Genomic DNA, 20,070 nt, shown 5'->3' on the forward strand with positions numbered 1-20,070 from the left:
GGGAGGAGAACACCATGGACGCTCAGACGCTCGCCAGCAGGCGCAGCCGGAAGGTCTGGCTTTCGGCCGATTGCGGCAATTACGATACTTTCAAAGGCCTGGTGGAAAAGACCGCCGATCCGGCCGACTGGCCATTGGCGGCGGGGATCGAGAAAAACATCCTCATCTATGATGGCGACAAGGTTCGCAGCGCCGTCGAGGATGAAGACGAACGTCGCGCCCTGATGGCCGAGTGGGTGGAAGCCTTTACCTCAGGCCCAGGCGTCGTCGTCATCAAGAACGCCATGCCGGATACGGCGGTTGTCGATCGCGCAACCACCGTATTCGAAGCCATCGTCCGCGAGGAGAAAGAGAAGGGCAAGGGCGCCGGCGATCATTTTGCCAAACCCGGCGCCAACGACCGCATCTGGAACGCACTGGAAAAGCATTGCCTGGCGGACCCGGAGAATTTTGCTCGCTATTACGCCTCGACGGCGGTCGCCATGGTGTCGGAGGCCTGGCTCGGCGTCGGCTATCAGATGACCGCACAGATGAACCGGGTCAATCCGGGCGGCACTGCGCAGAAGCCGCACCGCGACTATCACCTCGGCTTCATGTTGCCGCAGCAGATGCAGGCCTATCCGGGCCACATCCATGCCGTTTCGCCGCTGTTGACGCTGCAGGGCGCGGTCGCGCATTGCGATATGCCGCTCGAAAGCGGGCCGACGCTGTTCCTACCCTATTCGCAGACCTTCTTCGAAGGCTATATCGCCTTCGGCCGGCCGGAATTTCAGGCCTATTTCGCCGAACATCATGTGCAATTACCGCTGAAGAAGGGCGATGCCGTCTTCTTTAATCCGGCAGTCATGCATGGGGCCGGCGACAATGTCTCAAAAGACATCTACCGCATGGCCAACCTCCTGCAGGTGTCCTCGGCCTTCGGGCGGGCGATGGAGAGCGTCAACCGCAGCCGCATGTCTGTCGCAGTCTATCCGGCGCTGGTCGCCGCTCTCGATGCCGGTGCGCTGAGCCGCGCAGAAGCTGCGAACGTGATCGCATCGACGGCAGAGGGCTATGCCTTCCCGACCAATCTCGACAGCGATCCGCCCGTTGGCGGTTTGGCGCCGAAAACGCAAGCGGCAATCATGGCGGAGGCGATCAATGCCGGGACGGATGCGAAGCGATTTGCCGAACTCATCGCCGCCCATGCCGCACGCAGGGAGGCTTGAGATCGTATGAGCCGACTGGATGGAAAATTCGCCGTCGTGACCGGCGGCACGCAAGGCTTAGGCGCGGAAGTTGCCCGGCTGTTTGCCGAACGCGGCGCCGCCGGCCTGACGATCTGTGGGCGCAGCACCGCCAAGGGCGAGGCCAAGGCGCGTGAGATAAATGACCACTATAAAATACCGGTCGCTTTCGTTTCAGCCGATCTCGGTAAGGTGGACGATTGCCGCAAGGTCATCGCGACCGCCGTGGAAAAATTCGGCCGCATCGATGCGCTCGTCAATGTCGCCGCCATCACCGATCGCGGCACCATTCTCGACACTGATCCGGATCTGTTCGATCGGATGTTCGCCGTCAACGTGCGTGCCCCGTTCTTCCTGATGCAGGACGCGATCAAGAACATGATCGCCAACGGCATCGAAGGCACGATCGTCAATATCTCCTCGATGTCGGCGATGGCCGGGCAGCCTTTCATCAGCGCCTATTGCTCTTCCAAAGGCGCGCTCGATACGCTGACCCGAAATACGGCCTTCGGGTTGCTCAGGAACCGCATCAGGGTCAACGCGCTCAATATCGGCTGGATGTCGAGCGATGGCGAGGATCGCATCCAGCGCGAATATCACGGTGCCGCCGAAGACTGGCTGGCAAAGGCGGCCGCCGAACAGCCGTTCGGCCGTCTGGTCGATCCGGCCGAGGTCGCACGCGCCGTCGCCTTCCTGTCATCGGAGGAATCCGGCCTGATGACCGGCGCCACGATCAATTTCGATCAATCGATCTGGGGCGCCTATGAAGGCTCGCCGCATCCGGAGAAAGCGATGTAAGCCACGCAGATTGGCGGGAGGGAATACCCTTCCGCCAATGGGTAGGCACCACTCGTTCCTTCTCTCCATCGGGGAGAAGGGGTTATGTGGCAGCGACTTCACGTCACTGCAATGCCCTTAGGCGATGACCGGATGCTATATACCAGGGCGGATTGCCCACTGGTCTTGCCTTATGGCTTAAAAGCTCTTGATGGTTCCGTCCGACCAGATCATCTTGCCGCCGCGGATCGTGCCGTGCACCCGCGGTATCCGGCCGCGTTCTGCGATGACCAGATCGGCGCGCAATCCTTCGGCGATGCGGCCGCGATCATTCAGGCCCAGCGCCCTTGCCGGATTGGCGCTTGCCAGCGCAGCGGAGGCAGGAAGGCCGCCCTTGCCGACTTCCGCGAGCGCGATCACGGCCGGCAGAATGGCCGAGGGGTGATAGTCGCTCGCAAGGATATCGAGCACGCCGGCTTCATAGGCTTCCCGCGCGGAAAGATTGCCGGAATAGGAAAGGCCGCGCAGCGCGTTCGGCGCGCCCATGGCCGTTGCCAATCCCAGCCGTCTTGCTTCGGTGGCCGTCGCAATATTGATCGGAAACTCGCTGATTGCCGCGCCGAGGCTGTGCAGAAGTGCTGCCTTCTCGATGGTGTCGTCATCGTGAGAGGCAAGGACGACGCCATGTTCGCGCGCCAGTTCCGCCAAGCCGTTGATGATGTCCATGCTGTCGCCATGCTCGGAGCGGGCCGCCATGCGCTGTTTCACGAGTTCTGCTGCCTGTGCCTCGCTGATCTTCTTGGCCTTTGCCGTGTTGGTGATATGCAGCTCGATATCGCGATATTGTCCCTGGCCCGGCGTGTGATCCATCAGCGAAATCAGGTGCAATGCGCCGGCGTCGATCAGGGTCTTTGCCTCTCTCAGCGCAGGCAGGAAGGTCACCTCGAAGCGGCCATGGACGCGGTGGTCGATCAAAAGCTCTTCGCGCATCGACGCAAGCTTCTCGATCATGGCGTGGGTATGCTCGATGGAGCGGACATGGCCGTAAGTTGCCGGTGTGAAGGCGACGGCCGCATAGGCTGTCGTCACGCCGTTGGCAGCGAGCATCTTGTCGAGGTCGTAAACGCCGAGTTCGAGCGGCATGCGGACATTGACGCGCGGCTCCACACATTTTTCGATCATATCGCCATGCATGTCAACAAAACCGGGCAATAGAAACCGGCCGTGGCCGTCTATTTCAGCCCCGTCGACAGGCCGCTCGCTGATTTCAGCGATCAACCCATCTTCGATCCTGATGGCACCGCGCTCGATCACGCGATCCTGCAATATAATTTCGAAATTACTCAGCCACATCGTCTTGCTCGTCCTCGATCTTGATGGCTTCCAGATGAAGTTCCCGGTCGATCAATGCCCTTACATCCTCGGGATGATGAAAGACACCGATCATTGCAACGCCGGACGTTTTGAGCTGCGCCAATCTTTCGACCAGCGCCTTGCGGGCGGCATGATCGAGCGATGCGGTTGGCTCGTCGAGCAGCAGCAGACGCTGCGGCAGGATGAGCGCGCGAGCCAGATTGACCTTCTGCTGCTCGCCACCGGAGAAGGTCGAAGGATAAGCCGACCAGAGCTGCTTCTTGACGCCGAAAGCATCGAGCCAACGCCGCGCCTCGGCCAAGGCTTCGGAATGCGACGTGCCGGCAAGCCTCAGCGGCTCGGCCACGATCTCTTCGGCGGCAACGCGCGGGCGAGCATTGAGGAACTGCGTGACGAAGCCGATTTCCCGGCGGCGCAGCACGGCAATGTCGACATCGGCGGCTGTCGCGAGATCTATGATCCCTTCCTGCGTGTGATAATAGACGTGGCCGGCCCGCGGCAGGTAGGAGCGATAGAGCGTGCGCAGCAACGTCGATTTGCCAGCGCCGTTCTCGCCCTTCAGCAGAATGAATTCGCCTGTGTGAAGGTCGAAATCGATATTCTCGAAGGCAAACAGCGTGCGCTTGAGATGGTGCATTTCGAATTGCTTCGAAAGGCCCTGGACGCGCAGCACCGGGGGGGTGGTTTGCCGGGCGGAAACCTGAATGTTCATCTCTCGCGTTTCCTCAAAGCTTGGCGTGAACGAGCTGCTGCGTATAGGCGTGCTGCGGATCCTGAAAGATCTGGTCGGCCAGACCCTGTTCCACAACCTTGCCGCGTCGCATGACCATAACCCGGTCTGCCATCGTGCGTATGACGCCGAGATCGTGCGAGACCAGAACCATGGTGATCGAACGCTCGCGCTGCAACCGCTTTAGCGTATCGAGGACCAGCGCCTGAACGCTGACGTCGAGGCCGGTCGTCGGCTCGTCGAGCAGCAGGACGGCCGGCTCGAGCGCGATAGCCTTGGCGAGCTGTACGCGCTGCTGCATGCCGCCGGAAAGCTCGTTCGGTCGGGCATCCATGCGCTCGATCGGAAATTCCGACGCGTCGAGCGATTGGCGCGCCCGTTCGCGCAGCTCGGCAAAATTGCGATTGCCTGAAATCAGCAGGCGTTCGGCGACGTTGCCGCTGCTCGTGTGGTTCATCAGCAAGCCGAGATGCGGGTTCTGATAGACGATGCCGATGTGATGCGCCCGCAGCATTCGCCGCTCGAAGCGGTCGAGCGTAAAGAGGTCGCGGCTCTCGTGCCCGGGAAGAGCAAGATTATAGGTGCCTGTGTCGGGCGTATCCTCAAGGTTCATCATCCTCAGAAGCGTCGACTTGCCGGAGCCGGATTCGCCGACAATGCCGAGCACTTCGCCCGGATAAACAGTCACATCGACGCCGCCGAGCGCGGTGACGTCACCATAGTTGCGCGCAATGCCGCGCATGGTCAGGATAGGCTCGGCCAGCATCAGCCGCGGTGGCTGGCGGGTCAGCTCTGCCGTTTGAGTGGGGTCAAGCGCGGCCATCAGTCCATCCTTCCATTCTTGTACCAGGTCTCGCCGATCTCGACCGCTTCCGCTTCGGATTTGCGGATGTGCTTCACGCCGAAATGGCTGTCGGACAGTTCGTATTGCGAGGAACCGTCTTCCTGCGGAAGCTCGTTCATGAAGAAGCCGGTGACATTGCTGCGGTAGCAAGTCTTGTCCTGGTGATCTTCGACGCGGTACGGCACGTCATCGAAAACGAGCGGCTCGACGCGCGTATAGGGCGGCACGGCGAAAATGCGCTTCTCCCGGCCGGCGGACAGGATTGTCAGGTGGTCGGCCTGATTGAGCTTGGGCACGTCCCAGCGCGGGATCGGCGATGGCGTCATCACATGCCGGCCGTTGACCATGCTCGGATAGCTGGACCCTTGCATGATCCGTCCCGATTTGACGAGCTGTTCGTAGAGCACCAGCCACAGCTGCCCATAATCGGCATCGCCATGCATTTCGCGGGCGACGGACATATCCGGCTGAACGGGGCGCAGTGGTTCCGGGTTCGGAACCTGCAGCACCAGGACCTGATCCTCGCGCAGCTTTTCCTCCGGAATGCGGTGGCGGGACTGGATGATGGTTGCGGCCATCGTGTCTTCCGTCTCGACGGCGCCACCGACCCGCGCCACGAACTTGCGGATGCTGCTCGCATTCACTGAATCGTCTGATCCCTGGTCGATGACTTTGACGACGGATGTCGGCTTGAGCAGCGTCAGCGTCATCTGCAGCCCGCCCGTTCCCCAGCCGCGGGCGATCGGCACTTCGCGGCTCGCATAGGGCACCTGGTAGCCGGGAACGGCAATCGCCTTCAGGATGCGGCGGCGCATTTCGCGCTTGGCGGATTCATCGAGGAAACCGTAGTTGAAGGCCATCCAGGGCTTAGTCAATTCCTGAAGTTTCATAGCGCAGGCTCCTCCTGTTGCGGGGCGAGCTTTTCTGTCACGGCTGGCTTTGTGCCGGCAGCGTCCTTGTCCGTCTTGACGCGGCGCAGCGCGTCGAGGGTCGATTGGAACGTGACGTAATGCGGAAGCTTGAAGTGAATGCAGAAGCCGGAGCTTTCGACCGGCTCGGTGTGATAGAGCACGAATTCCTCGTTAGCAGCCGGGTGCGGGTCGGGCTGGTTGGAGGCAAGGTCGAGCGTTGCCGCCGCGATCACCTTTACCTCGTTCCAGCCAAAGGTCGCCGAAAAGCCCAGCTGCAATTCCTTCGCCTTGGAAATGACTTCGGTCTGGCTCACACGAACGCGGCCGGCGCTGAAGATTGTACCCGAGGGATGGCGCAGGCGAACTGGCGCATAGGCCAGACGCAGCTCGTTGACGGTCGGATGCACAGCGCTGTAGCCGCGCATGGTGGCATAGCCGAGCGCCAGCGTGCCGCCGGTGTCGGCGCGGGCCAAGCTCTGGAGCTTGTGGGCGCGCGCTGCCGGGAACAGCAGTGGCTCGCGCGTCAGATCGGGGATTTCCTCAGGCGCGACGGTTTCGACCGGATGGTCCAGAATAAGCCCTTGCGCCTTCTGCCAGCTGGTGAGCGACGGTTGCGTCGCCGGCGCCGGCTTGGCAGCCGGGATCACCGGCTCCGGGACATAATCGTTGCCCTGCAACACGTCGACCTGAAGCAGGCGGTGGGAGTAGTCCAGCGTCGGCCCCAATATCTGGCCGCCTGGAATATCCTTGAAGGCGGCTGAGATGCGGCGGACCGTCAGAAGATCCGGCTGATTGACGGGTTCGGCGACGGCGATGCGTGGCTGCGTCGTGCGGTAGGCGCGTAGCAGCAGGATCGCTTCGTAGAGATCGCCGCCGGCCTGGGCGAGTGCCAGCGCCGCAAGGTCTGGCTCATAAAGCGAGGCTTCGCCCATCAGCCGGTCGATGAGATAGGGAAGGCCGTTTCGAACCGCCTCGACGCGCTCGCGCGTGATCGGGCCGAGATCGGCGCGGAAAAGCCGTTCCGCCTGTTCGATGGCGTATTCGCCGCCGCGGGTTGCTACATAGGCCATCAGAGCACCTCGATTGTCGTGGAACGCGGAATACCAAGCATGCGTTTGCCGTCGACGAGATAGAGATCCCAGCCGAGCGGGTAACGGATTGCTTTGGCACGCATGTGCCAGAAGGCGGGATCGATACCGTCGATCTCGATCGTCACGCTGTCCTTGATGCCGGGGCCGGTGAGACGCAGTCGCTGTCCGGAGCCAAATTGCGCGGGGGCAAACAGCGTTGCGGCGTCATCGGGATACAGTAGGCTGCCGATGCGCAATGTCGACAAGGCTTCGACAGCTTCGGAGGAGCCGATAGCAGTAAAGACATAATCCGCATCGGCAAGCGGCATTCGTCTCGCACCGGTTGAGGTCATCTTTAGGTCCAGCGCCGGATCGCTTGTCACATGGAAGCTGCATTCGTGATCGAGCAGGCTTTCGGCGAGCGGCCAGAAGCCTTCAGCGGGTAGTTCACGCGGCTGCCCGGGCCGGCTCAGCGCCCACATGAGTTCTTCGAAGGTGGCGTTGGTGCGGGTATCGTCGAGGGTGGGCAGGAGATTGTTGGCCATGGTCAGAATGTCTCCATCTGCACGCGGGTCGCCTCGACTTTTTGCAGGAGCTGCCGGTCTTCCTCTTCCTGATGGCGCCGTTCGGCATTTAGGAGCTCAAGGATGAGAGCGGCCTGATGATTGGCAGCGATCGCTGCGTCGATCACAGCCATTCCCATGGCGTGTTCGAGATCCCGGCCGACCAGTGCGCCATAGCCTTCCACGGCGCGATCCGGCACGCGGATATGCGCTTCGGACACCAGAACTTCGCCGAGATGGAAGGCGGTGCTGCGAACGGTATCGATCAGCGGCAGCATGGCAAGACCGGTACGGTTCACGACGACATCGACCTCGCCGAGGGTGTCGAGCACCTTTTCGGCCGCAGCCTTGATGTGCGCCGGGCGGCTTGCGGCGAGAATGTCCAGTGCCTGCGCATGCGTATAGGATGCGTTGACCGGGTTACCAGTCTTCTCCTCAGTCATCATCTTTTCCTCGGGCATCAGGATTTGTTCGGGGAATGGGGCTCTAAAATATTCGAATGATTACTATAGTCATTCGAATGAATTGTCTATGGCATTTTGTCTTGCTCGAAGAGATTTTCGGGGTGCCGCGAATTCCCTAGGCGCTGCGCCGGCGCAGCCATTCCGCCGTGATGCGGCTTGCTTCCCGTGCAGCGGCCGCCGGTGCCTGCCCCTGCAGCAAGGCGAACAGGAAAGAACCGGCGAAACGGTCGCCGGCACCAATGGTATCGGTCGTGTCGACCTTTGTAGCCGGTTCGACTTCTACCGCCTGCAAGCCGTCAAACAGCGTAATCGGGCGCGTGCCGTCGGTGAGCACGAGCATCTTCAGGCGCGAACCGGCGATTTGGCCGGCCCTCTGCCAGGCGAGATTGAGATCATCCGGAATATCGTCGCGCGAGGAGATGACATAGTCTGCCGGTCGCGGCGTTGCCGGCCGCAACGGAAATTGCGAGAGGACGAGCGGCTGCGCGCCGATCTGTTCGACGAGGCTTTCGTCGAGCGCGAGCGCGTTGATATAGACGCCTGCACCCGACAGTTTGCCGGCTGCCGTCAGCTGCTGAGATCGCCCGGTCGGTGCGAGGATCGTCCGCTCTCCACTCGGCTCAAGGAAAATTTCCAGCGGTGCCGTCTCTCCGGGTGCCATCATGATGTATTCGGTATGGAAGCCGCTCGAGGAAAGGGATCGCAATGCGGTTTGCCCTTGTTCGTCCTGCATCAGCCTCGAAACGATCGCGACGTCCGCTCCCAATTCCAGCAATTGCAGGCCGGTATAAAAGGCGCCGCCGCCGAGGCGGGTCGTCCGGGACGAAAATTGTATGCGTCCGCCCGGAACCAGCGGTGCATCCAGCTGCCATATGCGATCGTGGTTTACCGATCCGATTACGATTACTCGGGGCATGCATCCGCCTATCTGTCATCAATGCCTGGTGCCAGCGCATCGACGATGAAACGCTGCGCCAGCAGGAAGATCAAGAGAACGGGGACGATCGACAACAGGCTTGTTGCCATCAGTGGTCCCCAGGCCCGCTCGGCGCCCTCCAAATCGGCGAAGGCGGCAATACCCGTCGTCAGCGTCTTCTTGGAGGCATCATCGAGTACGAGCTGACCCCAGAGATAGATGTTCCAGGCCCCCATGAAGGAAATCACCGAAAGGGCGGATATTGCCGGAATGACATTGGGGATGCCGATCTCGATGAATTGCCGCCACAATCCGCTTCCATCCATGCGTGCCGCCTCGAATATCGAAGCGGGAAGCGACCGGAAAGCCTGCCGCATGTAGAAGACATAGAAGCCGATATAGGGGATCGATGGGATGATCATCGCGCCATAGGTGTTGAAGGCCTGGAGCTTCACCACGGCGATATAGGTCGGAATGATCGCCAGCACGTTTGGAAAGGACATGGTGGCGATAACGAACCAGAACAGCGGCTGCCTCCCCTTGAATTCGAGTCGCCCGAAGGCAAAGCCGGCAGGCACGGAGAGAGCGAGCTTTCCGGCGGTGATCAGGGTGGCGGTCAGCATGGAATTCCAAAGCCACATCCAGATCGGATGACGGCTTGCGGCGATAGCGAAATTCGAAAGCGTCGGATTTTCCGGCCAGAAACGCACCGCTCTCGCCATGATCATGTCGTTTGGCGTGAAGGCCGCCGTCACCATCCAGACGAGCGGAAACACGGTGACGATGCAGATTGCCATGAGCACGACATGGAGCAGCAATCTGTGAAGCTTGTGACCGATATCGCTCATCTGTAGTGCACCCGCTTCTCGCTGACGCGGAACTGCAGCCAGGTGATGGCGAGCACGAGAACGATGATGATGACGGCAACGGCGCTTGCCGGCCCGAACTGGAAGAACAACAGACCCTGCTGCCACAGGAAATAGAGAAGGCTCGAGCTTCTGCCCGCCGGTCCGCCATGGGTCAGCACATCGATGACGCCGACAATGTCGTCAAGCACATGGAAGAAGGTCGTGACACTGATGAAAAAGGCCGTCGGCGTCATCAGCGGCAGGCTTATGTCGAAGAAATGCCGCGTCGAACCTGCACCGTCGAGCTCAGACGCCTCACGCAGCTGATGCGGCAGGTTCGCGAGCGCTGCCAGCCACAAAAGCATGTTGAGGCCGAAGGTCTTCCAGAAGGTGACGAGGCTGACACAGAGGAGCGCAAGGTTCGGATCCGTATGCCAGCGCGACGGTGGAAAGCCGAAATGGCCGAGCACCTCGTTGAAGAGACCGTTGACCGGATTGAAAAGCCAAGACCAGGCAACGCCTGCTACTGAATAGGCGACGATCGTCGGCAGGAACAGGCTGCCGCGATAAAGCCCTTGCAGCGGATTCTTGCGCACCGAATGCAGCATGACCGCAAAGATTAGTGGGATGACGATCTCGGCCGGGATGAGAACGACGCAGTAAAGCAGCGTATTCCAGGCCGCCATGCGGAAATCTGAATTGTCGAAGATGGACGCGTAGTTATCGACGCCGACAAAGCGGATGTCTGCCGACAGCAGATTCCAGTCGACCACCGATAACAACATCGACGCTATCAGCGGGCCATAGAGGAATATCGCCACGGAAAAAACGGCTGGCCCCACGAAGAGGTAGGGGGCCAGCGATCGAAGACGAAATGGCATGATGCGAACCTATGCCGAAATCAGCCCAGCAAGCTCGTCATGAGCGCCCTTGATACCGTCGGCAACCGTCGTTTCCTTGAGCAGCATACGCGAGACCCACTTGCGCCACACGGCCTGTCCTTCGAGGCCGCGCTTGCCGGGCCAGATCGTCTCTGCGGTCAGGCCATCGCCGAGCTGAGCCGCCGCCGGCTTCATGAACTCGTTGATGAGCGGAATGTCGTGCGTCGACGTGTTGAGGTAGCCGGTCTGAGACCAAAGCGTCTGGCCTTCCTTCGATGCGCAGAATTCGAGGAAGGCTAGAGCGGCCTCCGCCTGTTCCTTGTTGCGCGTGTAAATGGCAAGGAAATTGCCGCCGCTGTTCATCTTGCGCTGATGTCCCGGAAGCCCCGGGAATTTGGTCGTGACAGCCTTTGCCGCACCGAAGGGGAAGGTGACGGCGGCGGTCGAGCTGGTCGTGCAAATCGCAAGTGCGCCGGACTGGAACGCGGCCGTCTGCTCCTTGTCGCTGACGGGCAGCCAAAGCCCTTCATGGGCCGGGGCGCAATATTCGGTCATGCCGGCGATGGCTTCCGCGCTGTTTAGGGCTAACTTGCCATCGGGATCGATGATGAAGCCGCCGGCATTCTGGATGAAGGACTGGCTCGTCCATTCGTTGTTGGAGAGGGAGATCGGCGAGCGATAGGTCGGATGCTTGCCTTTCAGGGCCGCATCGAGCTTGCGGGCGCTTTCGTAGAGCCACTTGGTATCAGGCGTTTCCGGCAGATTGGGATCGAGGCCGGCAGCCCTCCACATGTCGCTGTTGATATAGGTGATCGGCGTCGACATCGCCCAGGGAAGACCGATGACGGCGCCGTCGATGGTGACCAGCGGTAGGACCGACGGGCGGAAATTGGCGAGGATTGCCTCTGCCTTTGCGGAATTGATCTCGCGAAGGTCGCGGGCGCCGAGCGTGCGCTTGGCGAAATAGCCGAACTTCCAGCCGGTGATCATCATGGCCGGCGGACGGCCGGCGGCGACGCTCGCGACCGCCTTGGCGGTCACGGCCTCATAGTCGCCGTCGAAACGGTTGGTAACGGTTATGCCGAGCTGCTTAGCATTAAAAGCGTCGACAACCTTCTGGAACGGCTTGTCGGAGCCCCAGGTGCTCGAAATCTCGATAGCCGCGTCGGCGGACCGGGCCTTGCCGGTCAAAGCGATCGATGTGCTGATGACTGCGGTCGTGCCCGCGATAAATAGACGACGATTAAGTCCTATCATCTTATCCTCAATATCCGAATGATTGATAAAACATTCGGATATTTACCTAGCGACGGCGGATGACACCCATATGAAGAGAAGCGTGGCGAAGCGCTAAAGCTCGAGGGTAAAAATTGACTTTGGCCGCTGTTTGTTGGATTTCCGATATCGGGCACAGATTGAAAATCGATGCTGTAGCCGATATATGACATTCGAATGACATGGTTGAATTCGGAAGGCAGGCATGGAGAAGAAATTGCTGCACGGGCAATGGCAACAGGTCGAGAGCGATATTGCGGAGGATATCCTGACCGGTCGCCTGTCACCAAAGGCGCAGCTTCCGACGGAATCCGACCTGATGGAACGTTTCGGCGTCGGACGGCACACCATACGGCGCGCCATTTCCCGTCTCGAAAGCCGGGGGCTCGTGCTGGTCGAGCAGGGGCGCGGAACCTTCGTCAGGGATAGTCGCCTCGATTATCGCCTGTCCGAACGCACGCGCTTTTCCCAGAACCTGCTCGATCAAGGCAGAGAACCGCTCGGTCAGGCCATTCATGAGGAGGTTGTCCCGGCTTCGGAATTGATCGCAGAGGCTTTGCGGCTTCCACTTGGTGAGCCGGTTTATCATATTGTCCGCCGCGGCTTTGCCGACGAGGAGCCGATCAACTATTCGCATGCTTACTATCCGGTGCGCCGTTTTCCAGGTTTCAACGAGGCGCGGCGCAGCGGGCGAAGCGTCACCGTCATTCTGGCCGAATACGGTATCCCCGACTATATCCGCCTGCGCACGGATATCGTCGTCCGTCTGCCGACAAGCGAAGAGGCGAAACAGCTCTGCCAGTCCATGTCTCAGCCGGTGGCTGTGTCGAGAAAGGTGGACGTCGATCTCAAGGGCACGCCGATTTCCTATTCGGAATCCGTCTGGCCGGGCGAGCGCGTGCAATTCTCCATCGACAACACCAGCCAGCTTCTGGACGTGCTTGCGCGCGGTGACGCGGGCTGAATAGACCGGTTCCGCGCGATTGGGTCTCTTCAGAGCCTGAATGACGCGTCTGCTGCGATATGCTAGTATCGGGCTTTCTCAGGCGCGCAGCGGGTGATGCGATGTTGGAGGCAGACAAGCTATTCGCTGGCTCGATTCCGGAAAATTACGACCGCCATATGGTGCCGTTGATTTTCGAGCCTTACGCGGCAGATATAGCCCAGCGAGCAGCGTCCTTGCGGCCCGACGCAGTGTTGGAAATCGCTGCAGGCACCGGCGTTGTCACCCGCGCATTGGCGCCGAAATTATCCCCCGGCGCAAATTACGTCGTCACCGACCTCAACCAGCCGATGCTCGATTACGCCGCTTCGCGGCAGGCTCCCGACAGCCGCATCACATGGCAGCAGGCGGATGCCCAGTCGTTGCCCTTCAAAAATGCATCTTTCGATCTCGTCTTTTGCCAGTTCGGCGCCATGTTTTTTCCGGACCGTATCTCGGCCTACCGCCAGGCAAAGCGCGTTCTGAAGCCCGGTGGACATTTCCTCTTCAACGTCTGGGACCGCATCGAAGAGAACATATTCGCGGATGATGTCACGAACGCGCTTGCCCGGATTTTTCCCAACGATCCGCCACGCTTTCTGGCGCGCACTCCGCATGGCTATCACGATGTGGATCGGATTCGCGGCGATCTCGAGAACGCTGGTTTCTCCGAAATTGCGATTGAAACGAGGGCCGAGCAAAGCCGGGCATCTTCGCCGCGCGTTCCGGCCGTAGCTTATTGTCAGGGAACTCTGCTCCGTAACGAAATCGAAGCCAGAGAAGCGGAGAAGCTGCAGGCTGCGACCGACTATGTCGCCGCCGCAATCGAAGCCAGACACGGTAGCGGCGAAGTTGCTGCTAAAATTCAGGCACATATCATCCTGGCGACGGCTTATCCTGCCTAACGTCTGAAATATTAACTGAAGAATAACTATAATCTAAAGCAGGGCTGCCGATTTATGCATGCGGCGACGAGTTATTATATTGTCGTGGATACCAAATGGAGATCTAGGGCAATATTCGCTGAGCTTTCCGGTGAGGTTTTATAAGGAAATACCTGAGGGACGAGATGCGGGCGGCAACGCCGGCAAATCCGCTCATATGCTCTTGAACCTTCAGGTGCTGCGCGCGCTCGCAGCCTCTTCCGTGGTCATCGCCCATGCTCTGCACGAAACAGAGATCCTTGCAGCAGCGACAGGACGTGCAGCGGTCGATGGCTCTGCCTGGAATCTCGGTTTCGGCGTCGACATCTTCTTCGTTCTTTCCGGCTTCATCATGACCCACACTGCAGCATCGGAGTTCGGCAAGAGCGGCGCTCCGCTGCATTTTTTTTTACGGCGTTGCGCTCGTGTCGTCCCCCTCTATTGGCTTTTGACGAGTATCATGTTGCTTGGCGCGCTCGCGGCACCCTCGCTGCTCGTCGTTCCCGTCGGCTCCATATCCCATGTTCTCGCCTCCTATTTCTTCATTCCGTCCGGGCGTGGCGTGGGGGAGATCAGGCCGGTGCTCGCGCTTGGCTGGACTCTGAATTACGAGATGCTGTTCTATGTGTTCTTCGCACTGGCGCTCCTTTTGCCGATAAGGGTGGGGGTCATCTGGCTGTCGGTGCTCATGGTCGGCATGGCGCTCGTCGGAAATCTCGTTGACCCCAGCCATGTCCAGATAGCATTCTGGACGAGCCCGATCATTCTGGAGTTCCTGTTTGGCGTCTATGTCGCTCTGATTTTCCGCAGCGGCGTGAGGATCGGCAAGGGTATTGCGTTCGGGCTCGTGGCCATAGGGCTTCTTGGCTTCGTTCATGTCTCCACGCTTTGGAACGATGCGGCCTTGCCGCAATTCCTGCGAAGCGGTTTGCCTGCGGCTCTGTTCGTTCTTGCGGCCGCAATCGGTCCTGTTTTGCCTCATAAGAGACCTGTACTCTGGAGTGTCGCTTTGGGAGATGCCTCCTATAGCCTCTACCTCGCCCATCCCTTTATCCTGCGACCCATGCGAGCCATTTGGGCGAAAGTGATCGGAGGGGCTCTGCCGCTTGGTTTGTTCGCTGGCTTCTCGACGCTCGCTGCTGCCCTGCTTGCCCTGGCGCTCTTCAGAGGTATCGAGAAGCCGCTTACGCGCCGCGTGCAGAGCGTCGTGCTCGGCTCGGCACGGCGCAAGCGGATATCGGCTGGGGCGCTCCCGGCAGCGGATACCGAGAGTGCCTGACGCTTTCAGGCGGTTCGCTTTTGGCGAAGGTAATCGACGTGGTTCAATGCCGCCGAGGCGATCGTGTCGAGCTGGGTCGCAGCACGGATCAGCGTGTGGCGGGTCGAGATGTCGGGCTTGCTGATCCAGTAGGAAAGATGTTGGGCGGCCGCGCGCGAGACTTTTGCAAGACGAGCCGGATCGCCGCGGCCGAGCTGACGCAGCACGACGTTCAGTGGTTTGGCAAGATGAGGGTGCTCTCTTGCCAGTTCGGCGAGCGTGATCGCAGCCTCGCCGATCGCAAGCGCGGCAAGCATTCCCCTTAGGTCGTCTTCCGCCTGTTTCTCGGGAACGCCGGCATTCGCTGCGGCCTGGCCCGCCAGGCGGTCGGCCGTCCTGCTCAGCCAATGCTCTCTCGTCCAATGGCCCGGAGACCGGCCGATATCCGCCAGATCGCGCAGCGTGGCGCGTTGCAGGCGCTGCCGCTTTGCCGGCAGGTTGGATGGAAAGAGCAGCGTGAAGACGAGTACGCCCGATCCCACACCAAGGATCAGCGCTAGGGCACCGTTCATGAAAGAAGCCGCATCGGCACGGCTGGTATTATCTGGGCCGACCAGATCCAGAAACAGAAAGGCAAAGCTCGTTGCCAGGGCGGCAGTGCGGACGTTGCGCATGGCAAGCCCGGTTGCAAACATGATGATGCCGATGACCATGGCCAGTTCGGTAAAGTCCGACAGCATCGGCAGGATGGCGAAATTGCAGATCGCTGCCGCAATCACCGCGACGAGCCCGCCCTTGAGGAAACCCATTCCGCCGACCACCGGATTGGGCCGGGTGGCAAACAGGGCGCAGATGACACCGAGAATGACAATGAAGCTCGGGCCGGATGGCCAGGCGGTTGCGATCCAGAACCAGGATCCGATGACGATGGCGACGAAGGTGCGAATACCGTTTTGAACTGCGTCGCGATGATCGACGTGGAAGGAGAGCCTTAGCCTTGAGGAGGGGGCTTTCTCGTCCGAAAACAGGGCCTGGCGCGTGAGTGCGCCATGGGCGGCTTCAAGCAGCCTGTCGAGGTGATCCAGGATCAGAAGCCGAGGCGGGATCGCATGATCGGAGTCAACAGCAGTTTCGGAGAGTGCAGTCCGAACATCTGCCCGCAATGCGGCAATGGTATTGGGAGCGACCGGTGATGCCGAGCCGATAGCGTCGAGTGCCATAGCTGCTTTCTCGACGAGAGGTTCATCGAGATCCGGTCGCTCCGCGAGATGCTCGCGCAGAGACTGGGCGATCGCCATCTGGGTCAGCATTGCGACTGCGGCGCCGCGTAGATGGCCCAAACGGCTGCGTACGGAACGGGAGCTTGCGGCGGCATATTCTGCAGCGGCATCCAGTTCCAACGCGCCCGTCAGTAGCCCTCGGAAACCCGAAGTGTTGCTCTGGCCGCGCAATGCGCGCGCGCAGAGATCGGAGACCTGGCGGAGATATGTTGTCAGGCGGTTCTGGGTCTCCTGCAGCGGCGTGCCAGGCGCGAAGACGGTGCTGAAAACCGCTTCTGTCATGATCCCCAGGGCGATGTAGATCACCCGTGCCACCGCAATGTCGAAGACCTCCAGCGGCGAACCGATGGAATCGAATGCGACGATAGCCGCGGTGTATCCTGCCAACACGGCACCGTAGGCGCGAAAATTGCGCAAGCCGGTGGCGAGCGCCGTGCACAGTCCCAGCCATAGGGCGAGCGACAGAATGAACAGCTCCGGCGCCTGCATGAAAAGCGCGACCATGGCCACCGCGGCAACGGCCCCGATGATCGTGCCCAAAATTCTGTATTGGCCTTTTGAAAGGCTCATGCCGCGGTTGGATTGAGCAACGATCCAGACCGTCATCGGCACCCATTTCGGATCGTCGAGATTGAGCAGGAAGGCGATGTAGAGCGCTACGAGCGAGGCTGCGGTCGTTCGTAGCGCGAAACCCACTGCCGGTCGCGTCAACCACGGTGGCAACGCAAGCCCATGTGCCAAGGAGCTGAATAGTCGTGCTGAGTTGAGAGGTGCCACGGTCATGCGCGTAGCCATAACGGTATGGACGAATAAGGATAATGGCGTAAATTCAAGATATATTGTTGCTGAAAACGGTAGAATATGGCCAGAGACCTCGAGAGCATTCGGATTTTTCTACGCGTTGCGGAACGCGGCAGTTTCACCGCCGCCGCGACACAACTGCGGCTGCCTTTGACGAGCGTCAGCCGCCGCGTAAAACAGCTCGAGGACGATCTCGGCGTTCAATTGTTGTATCGCACGACCCGGCGTGTATCGGTCACGGATGCCGGGCGCGACTATTACGAGCGCTGCATCAGGGCAGAGGAGATCCTGGAGGAGGCGGACCAGACAGCACGCGCGGTGCGCATCGAGCCGCAGGGTATGCTGCGCGTCCTCATGCCCTATACGCTCGGCCTGAGTGTCGTGGAGCCAAGGCTGGGCGAGTTTCGGCAGAACTATCAAAAGGTGCAGCTGGCCCTGACTTACGACAATTATCCCCTCGACCTCATCGAGCACGGCTTCGACGTGGCATTGCGAACGGGACCGCTCTCCGATTCCGGCTATTCTGTGCGCACGCTCGGTCGGTCTCGCGCCCACCTAGCCGCAAGCCCCGCCTATCTCGACAGGTTCGGCCGACCGGAACGTCCACAGGATCTCAGAGAGCATGCCGTGATGATGATGGGCGCCGGCACATCTTTGGCGACGGTGCGCTTGCTCGACGAAGCCAGCAATGTGGCCGAGGTCATCGTCAAGCCGATCCTGATGTCGAACGAGGTAACCACCATCATCCGCCAGGCCGTTGCCGGTGCAGGCATAGCGCTGGTATCGCCTCAACTGGCCGCGCAGCACTTTGCGCGCGGCGAACTCGAAGCGGTTCTCCCGCAATGGCAGCGAGCCGATGATATCGAGCTCAACGCACTCTTTCCAAGACGCGCTACGTCGGATCGAAAGGTGCGCAGTTTCGTCGATTTTCTCGCCGAAGTGTTCAAGGATTGGCGGGGGTAGCGGCTGCTCAATCCGCCCATTCCGGATCCGTCGTAAAAGCGATCGTCAGCCAGCGGTCCGGCCCTTCGTCGCCGATCGCTTCACCGATTTCGTCGCGGATATGGTCCCATTCCTCCAGCTTCTTCGTCGGTCCATCCGGTGGAACGATGAAGTAGAGTTCGATCTGCTTGCCGCGGCCGACCCGCGCGACATAGGAGCGGTAGGATAAGAAATTGTAGCGTCGAACTATGTCGGTCGCGACGCGATCGACATGTTCCCGAAGATCCGCAGGTGTCACGAGCAGGATGTCGGCGAATGCCTGCTTGATCGTTCCGATCGGCATGGGAATGACGATGAGGCAGACGAGAGCCAGAGCGACCGGATCGACATAAGGCGACATCCACTGCAGCTTCGTTCCCTGAATGAAAAAGCCGAAGATGAAGGCGAGGAGCAATGCGCCGCTGAGGCTGCCGGTCATGATCCAGGCCTTGGCGTCCAGTGCGATGAAATTGGATCTGAGCGTCTTGTTCGCGCGGTTGCCATAAGCCGCCATCAGGAAGGCGATGAACATGGTCAGCACCGCGTAGATGATGGCTTGATCGAAAGAGAGATGACGGCCGCCGGCCATGATGCTGCCGATGGCGTTGATCAGGGCATAGACCGCGGCTCCCATCAGGAGGACGCCATTGAGGCCAAGCACCATCGGCTCGAGGTGCCAGAAGCCCATGGTGAAATGCTTGGCGAATTTGCCGGCGGGTGTCGTGTTCGTCGCGGAGGATATGATCAGATTGGAAACGATCAGCGCCACGATCGTCATACTCGCATCGGTTAGCGCGTAGACGCCGTCAAAGACGATCGCATAGGAGCCGGAGAGAATGCCGAAGACGATACCGGCGATGGCCAGAACGAATGTCACGATGATGGAAATGCGCAGGACGCTTTGTTCGGTCGTCACTTCTTAATCCCCAGCTAAAGCGCGGCATGCATTTCGAATAATCTGGCATGCACGACAGACTTCTATCGCGTCATATGTCCCAAGCCAATCGAGATGGTTCAGTCATGAAATACCTCTTCAAGCGTAAGCTGAGAGGCACTCAATCGCCTCAGGATCGGCGTGGTCTGTCGTTTTCGCCCTGCCGTCTAAACTCGCTCGGCGTGACGCCCACCAGCTTCTTGAAGTCACGGGCAAAGTGGAATGGATCGGGGTAGCCGCATCTGGCGGCGATCTTGCCGATCTGCTCATCCGTTATCACCAGCAACCGCTTGGCGGCGTTTACGCGCTCGTGCCGCAGCCAGTCGATAGGCGTCGTTCCCGTTCTCTGACGGAAGCGTCGGAACAGTTGGGCTTGGCTCAGATTGGCGGCGGGCGCGAGCTCTGCAACCGTCCAGGCGCGTGACAGATCGGCTCGAACCGTCTCCATGACCCGCTGCAGGCGCTGAACGGCGCCGCCAACGTCACTATTGTAGGCTCGCTCCGATACCAATGAAGAGATCAACTGGGCGAGCAAGGCGAAGCACTGGCTCTCTGCAAAGAAGCCTCTTCCTTCCACTTCACCGAGGATTCCCTCAAAGATGCCTTGTAGATTGTGCACAGCCTTCATGTCGAAAACCGGATTGGCGACCACGCCAAGGCTGTCAAACAGGGTATCGAGCCCGTATCCGACGAAGCCCACCCATAGATAGGACCAGTGCGCATGGCGTGGCTCGCAGCGATGCGAATACAACATTGAGGAGTCCAGCCAGGCGATCGTCCCCTCATGCAGCAGGCTGGAGACTCCGTTGACCTGCAACAGGCCTTTTCCGCTGAGAGTAAGGATCAAAGTGTGATGGTTGAAGCGGTGGGCTATCGGCATTTCCGCTGGCGTGCAGATCCGGCGTCCGGCGGCGAGAAGCGTGTAGGGAAAGGCGCGGGACAACTTGCCCGGAGTCTGAAAGAAGACGTCGTCAAGGGGGAGGGTTGCTGGTGAAGTCGCTTTATCGGTCATGGCGACCTAACCCTATTGGG

The 20,070-nt window shown here is 60.1% G+C and carries 20 protein-coding genes; 6 read left to right on the plus strand and 14 right to left on the minus strand.

Annotated elements, in window-relative coordinates; all coding sequences use genetic code 11:
• The first annotated feature begins 14 nt into the window (after positions 1-14).
• Both FBZ97_RS11230 and FBZ97_RS11235 read left to right on the plus strand, forming a co-directional pair.
• Entirely contained in the window at positions 15-1,208 is a 1,194-nt protein-coding gene (locus FBZ97_RS11230) for a phytanoyl-CoA dioxygenase family protein (protein ID WP_145319472.1), read from the plus strand.
• A 6-nt stretch (positions 1,209-1,214) separates the two neighbouring features.
• Positions 1,215-2,024, plus strand: coding sequence for an SDR family oxidoreductase (locus FBZ97_RS11235; protein ID WP_145319475.1), 810 nt, complete (start codon positions 1,215-1,217; stop codon positions 2,022-2,024).
• Positions 2,025-2,201: 177 nt separating this feature from the next.
• On the opposite strand, the gene FBZ97_RS11240 is transcribed toward FBZ97_RS11235, so the two are convergent.
• The 11 genes from FBZ97_RS11240 to FBZ97_RS11290 form a co-directional block, all read right to left on the minus strand.
• Entirely contained in the window at positions 2,202-3,356 is a 1,155-nt protein-coding gene (locus FBZ97_RS11240) for an alpha-D-ribose 1-methylphosphonate 5-triphosphate diphosphatase (protein WP_145319478.1), read from the minus strand.
• Positions 3,343-4,089 (minus strand): ATP-binding cassette domain-containing protein, encoded by a 747-nt coding sequence (locus FBZ97_RS11245; protein WP_113350837.1) that lies wholly within the window; start codon positions 4,087-4,089, stop codon positions 3,343-3,345. Before FBZ97_RS11245 ends, FBZ97_RS11240 begins: the two co-directional genes overlap by 14 nt.
• A gap of 13 nt (positions 4,090-4,102) precedes the next feature.
• On the minus strand, positions 4,103-4,930 hold the full coding sequence (locus FBZ97_RS11250) for an ATP-binding cassette domain-containing protein (protein ID WP_113350838.1): 828 nt from the start codon (positions 4,928-4,930) through the stop codon (positions 4,103-4,105).
• Positions 4,930-5,841 carry an alpha-D-ribose 1-methylphosphonate 5-phosphate C-P-lyase PhnJ gene (locus FBZ97_RS11255; RefSeq protein ID WP_145319482.1) on the minus strand — a complete coding sequence of 304 codons (912 nt, stop codon included), beginning with the start codon at positions 5,839-5,841 and terminating at the stop codon, positions 4,930-4,932. The genes FBZ97_RS11250 and FBZ97_RS11255 overlap by 1 nt, the downstream gene beginning before the upstream one ends.
• On the minus strand, positions 5,838-6,932 hold the full coding sequence (locus FBZ97_RS11260; RefSeq protein ID WP_145319484.1) for a carbon-phosphorus lyase complex subunit PhnI: 1,095 nt from the start codon (positions 6,930-6,932) through the stop codon (positions 5,838-5,840). The genes FBZ97_RS11255 and FBZ97_RS11260 overlap by 4 nt, the downstream gene beginning before the upstream one ends.
• Positions 6,932-7,477: a phosphonate C-P lyase system protein PhnH gene (gene phnH, locus FBZ97_RS11265; protein ID WP_145319487.1), complete on the minus strand. Its 546-nt coding sequence runs from the start codon at positions 7,475-7,477 to the stop codon at positions 6,932-6,934. Before phnH ends, FBZ97_RS11260 begins: the two co-directional genes overlap by 1 nt.
• Before the next feature lie 2 nt (positions 7,478-7,479).
• Positions 7,480-7,938 carry a phosphonate C-P lyase system protein PhnG gene (locus tag FBZ97_RS11270; RefSeq protein WP_113350841.1) on the minus strand — a complete coding sequence of 153 codons (459 nt, stop codon included), beginning with the start codon at positions 7,936-7,938 and terminating at the stop codon, positions 7,480-7,482.
• A 136-nt stretch (positions 7,939-8,074) separates the two neighbouring features.
• The gene (locus tag FBZ97_RS11275; protein WP_186449481.1) at positions 8,075-8,875 is read right to left on the minus strand and encodes a PfkB family carbohydrate kinase; all 801 of its coding nucleotides are present in this window, start codon (positions 8,873-8,875) and stop codon (positions 8,075-8,077) included.
• An 8-nt stretch (positions 8,876-8,883) separates the two neighbouring features.
• On the minus strand, positions 8,884-9,723 hold the full coding sequence (locus tag FBZ97_RS11280) for a carbohydrate ABC transporter permease (protein ID WP_246661738.1): 840 nt from the start codon (positions 9,721-9,723) through the stop codon (positions 8,884-8,886).
• Positions 9,720-10,604 carry a sugar ABC transporter permease gene (locus FBZ97_RS34705; protein ID WP_145319492.1) on the minus strand — a complete coding sequence of 295 codons (885 nt, stop codon included), beginning with the start codon at positions 10,602-10,604 and terminating at the stop codon, positions 9,720-9,722. The genes FBZ97_RS11280 and FBZ97_RS34705 overlap by 4 nt, the downstream gene beginning before the upstream one ends.
• Before the next feature lie 9 nt (positions 10,605-10,613).
• Entirely contained in the window at positions 10,614-11,861 is a 1,248-nt protein-coding gene (locus FBZ97_RS11290) for an extracellular solute-binding protein (RefSeq protein ID WP_145319495.1), read from the minus strand.
• A 223-nt stretch (positions 11,862-12,084) separates the two neighbouring features.
• Between FBZ97_RS11290 and phnF the strand changes: the two genes are divergently transcribed.
• The 3 genes from phnF (at position 12,085) to FBZ97_RS11305 (ending at position 15,063) form a co-directional block, all read left to right on the plus strand.
• Positions 12,085-12,843, plus strand: a complete 759-nt coding sequence (gene phnF, locus FBZ97_RS11295; protein WP_145319498.1) for a phosphonate metabolism transcriptional regulator PhnF — start codon at positions 12,085-12,087, stop codon at positions 12,841-12,843.
• Positions 12,844-12,944: 101 nt separating this feature from the next.
• A complete protein-coding gene (locus FBZ97_RS11300) occupies positions 12,945-13,766 on the plus strand; it encodes a class I SAM-dependent methyltransferase (protein WP_113329357.1) in 822 nt (273 codons plus the stop codon).
• 130 nt (positions 13,767-13,896) lie between these two features.
• Entirely contained in the window at positions 13,897-15,063 is a 1,167-nt protein-coding gene (locus FBZ97_RS11305; protein ID WP_246661739.1) for an acyltransferase, read from the plus strand.
• 5 nt (positions 15,064-15,068) lie between these two features.
• Here FBZ97_RS11305 and FBZ97_RS11310 read toward each other — a convergent pair whose 3' ends face one another.
• Positions 15,069-17,105: an FUSC family protein gene (locus FBZ97_RS11310; protein ID WP_186449482.1), complete on the minus strand. Its 2,037-nt coding sequence runs from the start codon at positions 17,103-17,105 to the stop codon at positions 15,069-15,071.
• A 78-nt stretch (positions 17,106-17,183) separates the two neighbouring features.
• Here FBZ97_RS11310 and FBZ97_RS11315 point away from each other — a divergent pair, with 78 nt between their 5' ends.
• Positions 17,184-18,086: a LysR family transcriptional regulator gene (locus FBZ97_RS11315; RefSeq protein ID WP_113329355.1), complete on the plus strand. Its 903-nt coding sequence runs from the start codon at positions 17,184-17,186 to the stop codon at positions 18,084-18,086.
• A gap of 7 nt (positions 18,087-18,093) precedes the next feature.
• Here FBZ97_RS11315 and FBZ97_RS11320 read toward each other — a convergent pair whose 3' ends face one another.
• Positions 18,094-19,020 carry a cation transporter gene (locus FBZ97_RS11320; RefSeq protein WP_145319504.1) on the minus strand — a complete coding sequence of 309 codons (927 nt, stop codon included), beginning with the start codon at positions 19,018-19,020 and terminating at the stop codon, positions 18,094-18,096.
• A gap of 148 nt (positions 19,021-19,168) precedes the next feature.
• Positions 19,169-20,050 carry an AraC family transcriptional regulator gene (locus FBZ97_RS11325; RefSeq protein ID WP_246661740.1) on the minus strand — a complete coding sequence of 294 codons (882 nt, stop codon included), beginning with the start codon at positions 20,048-20,050 and terminating at the stop codon, positions 19,169-19,171.
• Positions 20,051-20,070 lie beyond the last annotated feature (20 nt).

The sequence above is a fragment of the Rhizobium sp. ERR 942 genome (genome assembly GCF_007828395.1).
GTDB classification, from domain to species: domain Bacteria; phylum Pseudomonadota; class Alphaproteobacteria; order Rhizobiales; family Rhizobiaceae; genus Rhizobium; species Rhizobium dioscoreae.

Coding starts and splice junctions, on each gene's coding strand:
- FBZ97_RS11255 (WP_145319482.1), bottom strand. CDS start 5,841: ATGAAACTTCAGGAATTGACTAAGCCCTGGATGGCCTTCAACTACGGT.
- FBZ97_RS11325 (WP_246661740.1), bottom strand. CDS start 20,050: ATGACCGATAAAGCGACTTCACCAGCAACCCTCCCCCTTGACGACGTC.
- FBZ97_RS11300 (WP_113329357.1), top strand. CDS start 12,945: ATGTTGGAGGCAGACAAGCTATTCGCTGGCTCGATTCCGGAAAATTAC.
- phnF (WP_145319498.1), top strand. CDS start 12,085: ATGGAGAAGAAATTGCTGCACGGGCAATGGCAACAGGTCGAGAGCGAT.
- FBZ97_RS11315 (WP_113329355.1), top strand. CDS start 17,184: ATGGCCAGAGACCTCGAGAGCATTCGGATTTTTCTACGCGTTGCGGAA.
- FBZ97_RS11230 (WP_145319472.1), top strand. CDS start 15: ATGGACGCTCAGACGCTCGCCAGCAGGCGCAGCCGGAAGGTCTGGCTT.
- FBZ97_RS11270 (WP_113350841.1), bottom strand. CDS start 7,938: ATGACTGAGGAGAAGACTGGTAACCCGGTCAACGCATCCTATACGCAT.
- phnH (WP_145319487.1), bottom strand. CDS start 7,477: ATGGCCAACAATCTCCTGCCCACCCTCGACGATACCCGCACCAACGCC.
- FBZ97_RS11235 (WP_145319475.1), top strand. CDS start 1,215: ATGAGCCGACTGGATGGAAAATTCGCCGTCGTGACCGGCGGCACGCAA.
- FBZ97_RS11275 (WP_186449481.1), bottom strand. CDS start 8,875: ATGCCCCGAGTAATCGTAATCGGATCGGTAAACCACGATCGCATATGG.
- FBZ97_RS11290 (WP_145319495.1), bottom strand. CDS start 11,861: ATGATAGGACTTAATCGTCGTCTATTTATCGCGGGCACGACCGCAGTC.
- FBZ97_RS11240 (WP_145319478.1), bottom strand. CDS start 3,356: ATGTGGCTGAGTAATTTCGAAATTATATTGCAGGATCGCGTGATCGAG.
- FBZ97_RS11280 (WP_246661738.1), bottom strand. CDS start 9,723: ATGAGCGATATCGGTCACAAGCTTCACAGATTGCTGCTCCATGTCGTG.
- FBZ97_RS11250 (WP_113350838.1), bottom strand. CDS start 4,930: ATGGCCGCGCTTGACCCCACTCAAACGGCAGAGCTGACCCGCCAGCCA.
- FBZ97_RS11260 (WP_145319484.1), bottom strand. CDS start 6,932: ATGGCCTATGTAGCAACCCGCGGCGGCGAATACGCCATCGAACAGGCG.
- FBZ97_RS11245 (WP_113350837.1), bottom strand. CDS start 4,089: ATGAACATTCAGGTTTCCGCCCGGCAAACCACCCCCCCGGTGCTGCGC.
- FBZ97_RS34705 (WP_145319492.1), bottom strand. CDS start 10,604: ATGCCATTTCGTCTTCGATCGCTGGCCCCCTACCTCTTCGTGGGGCCA.
- FBZ97_RS11310 (WP_186449482.1), bottom strand. CDS start 17,105: ATGACCGTGGCACCTCTCAACTCAGCACGACTATTCAGCTCCTTGGCA.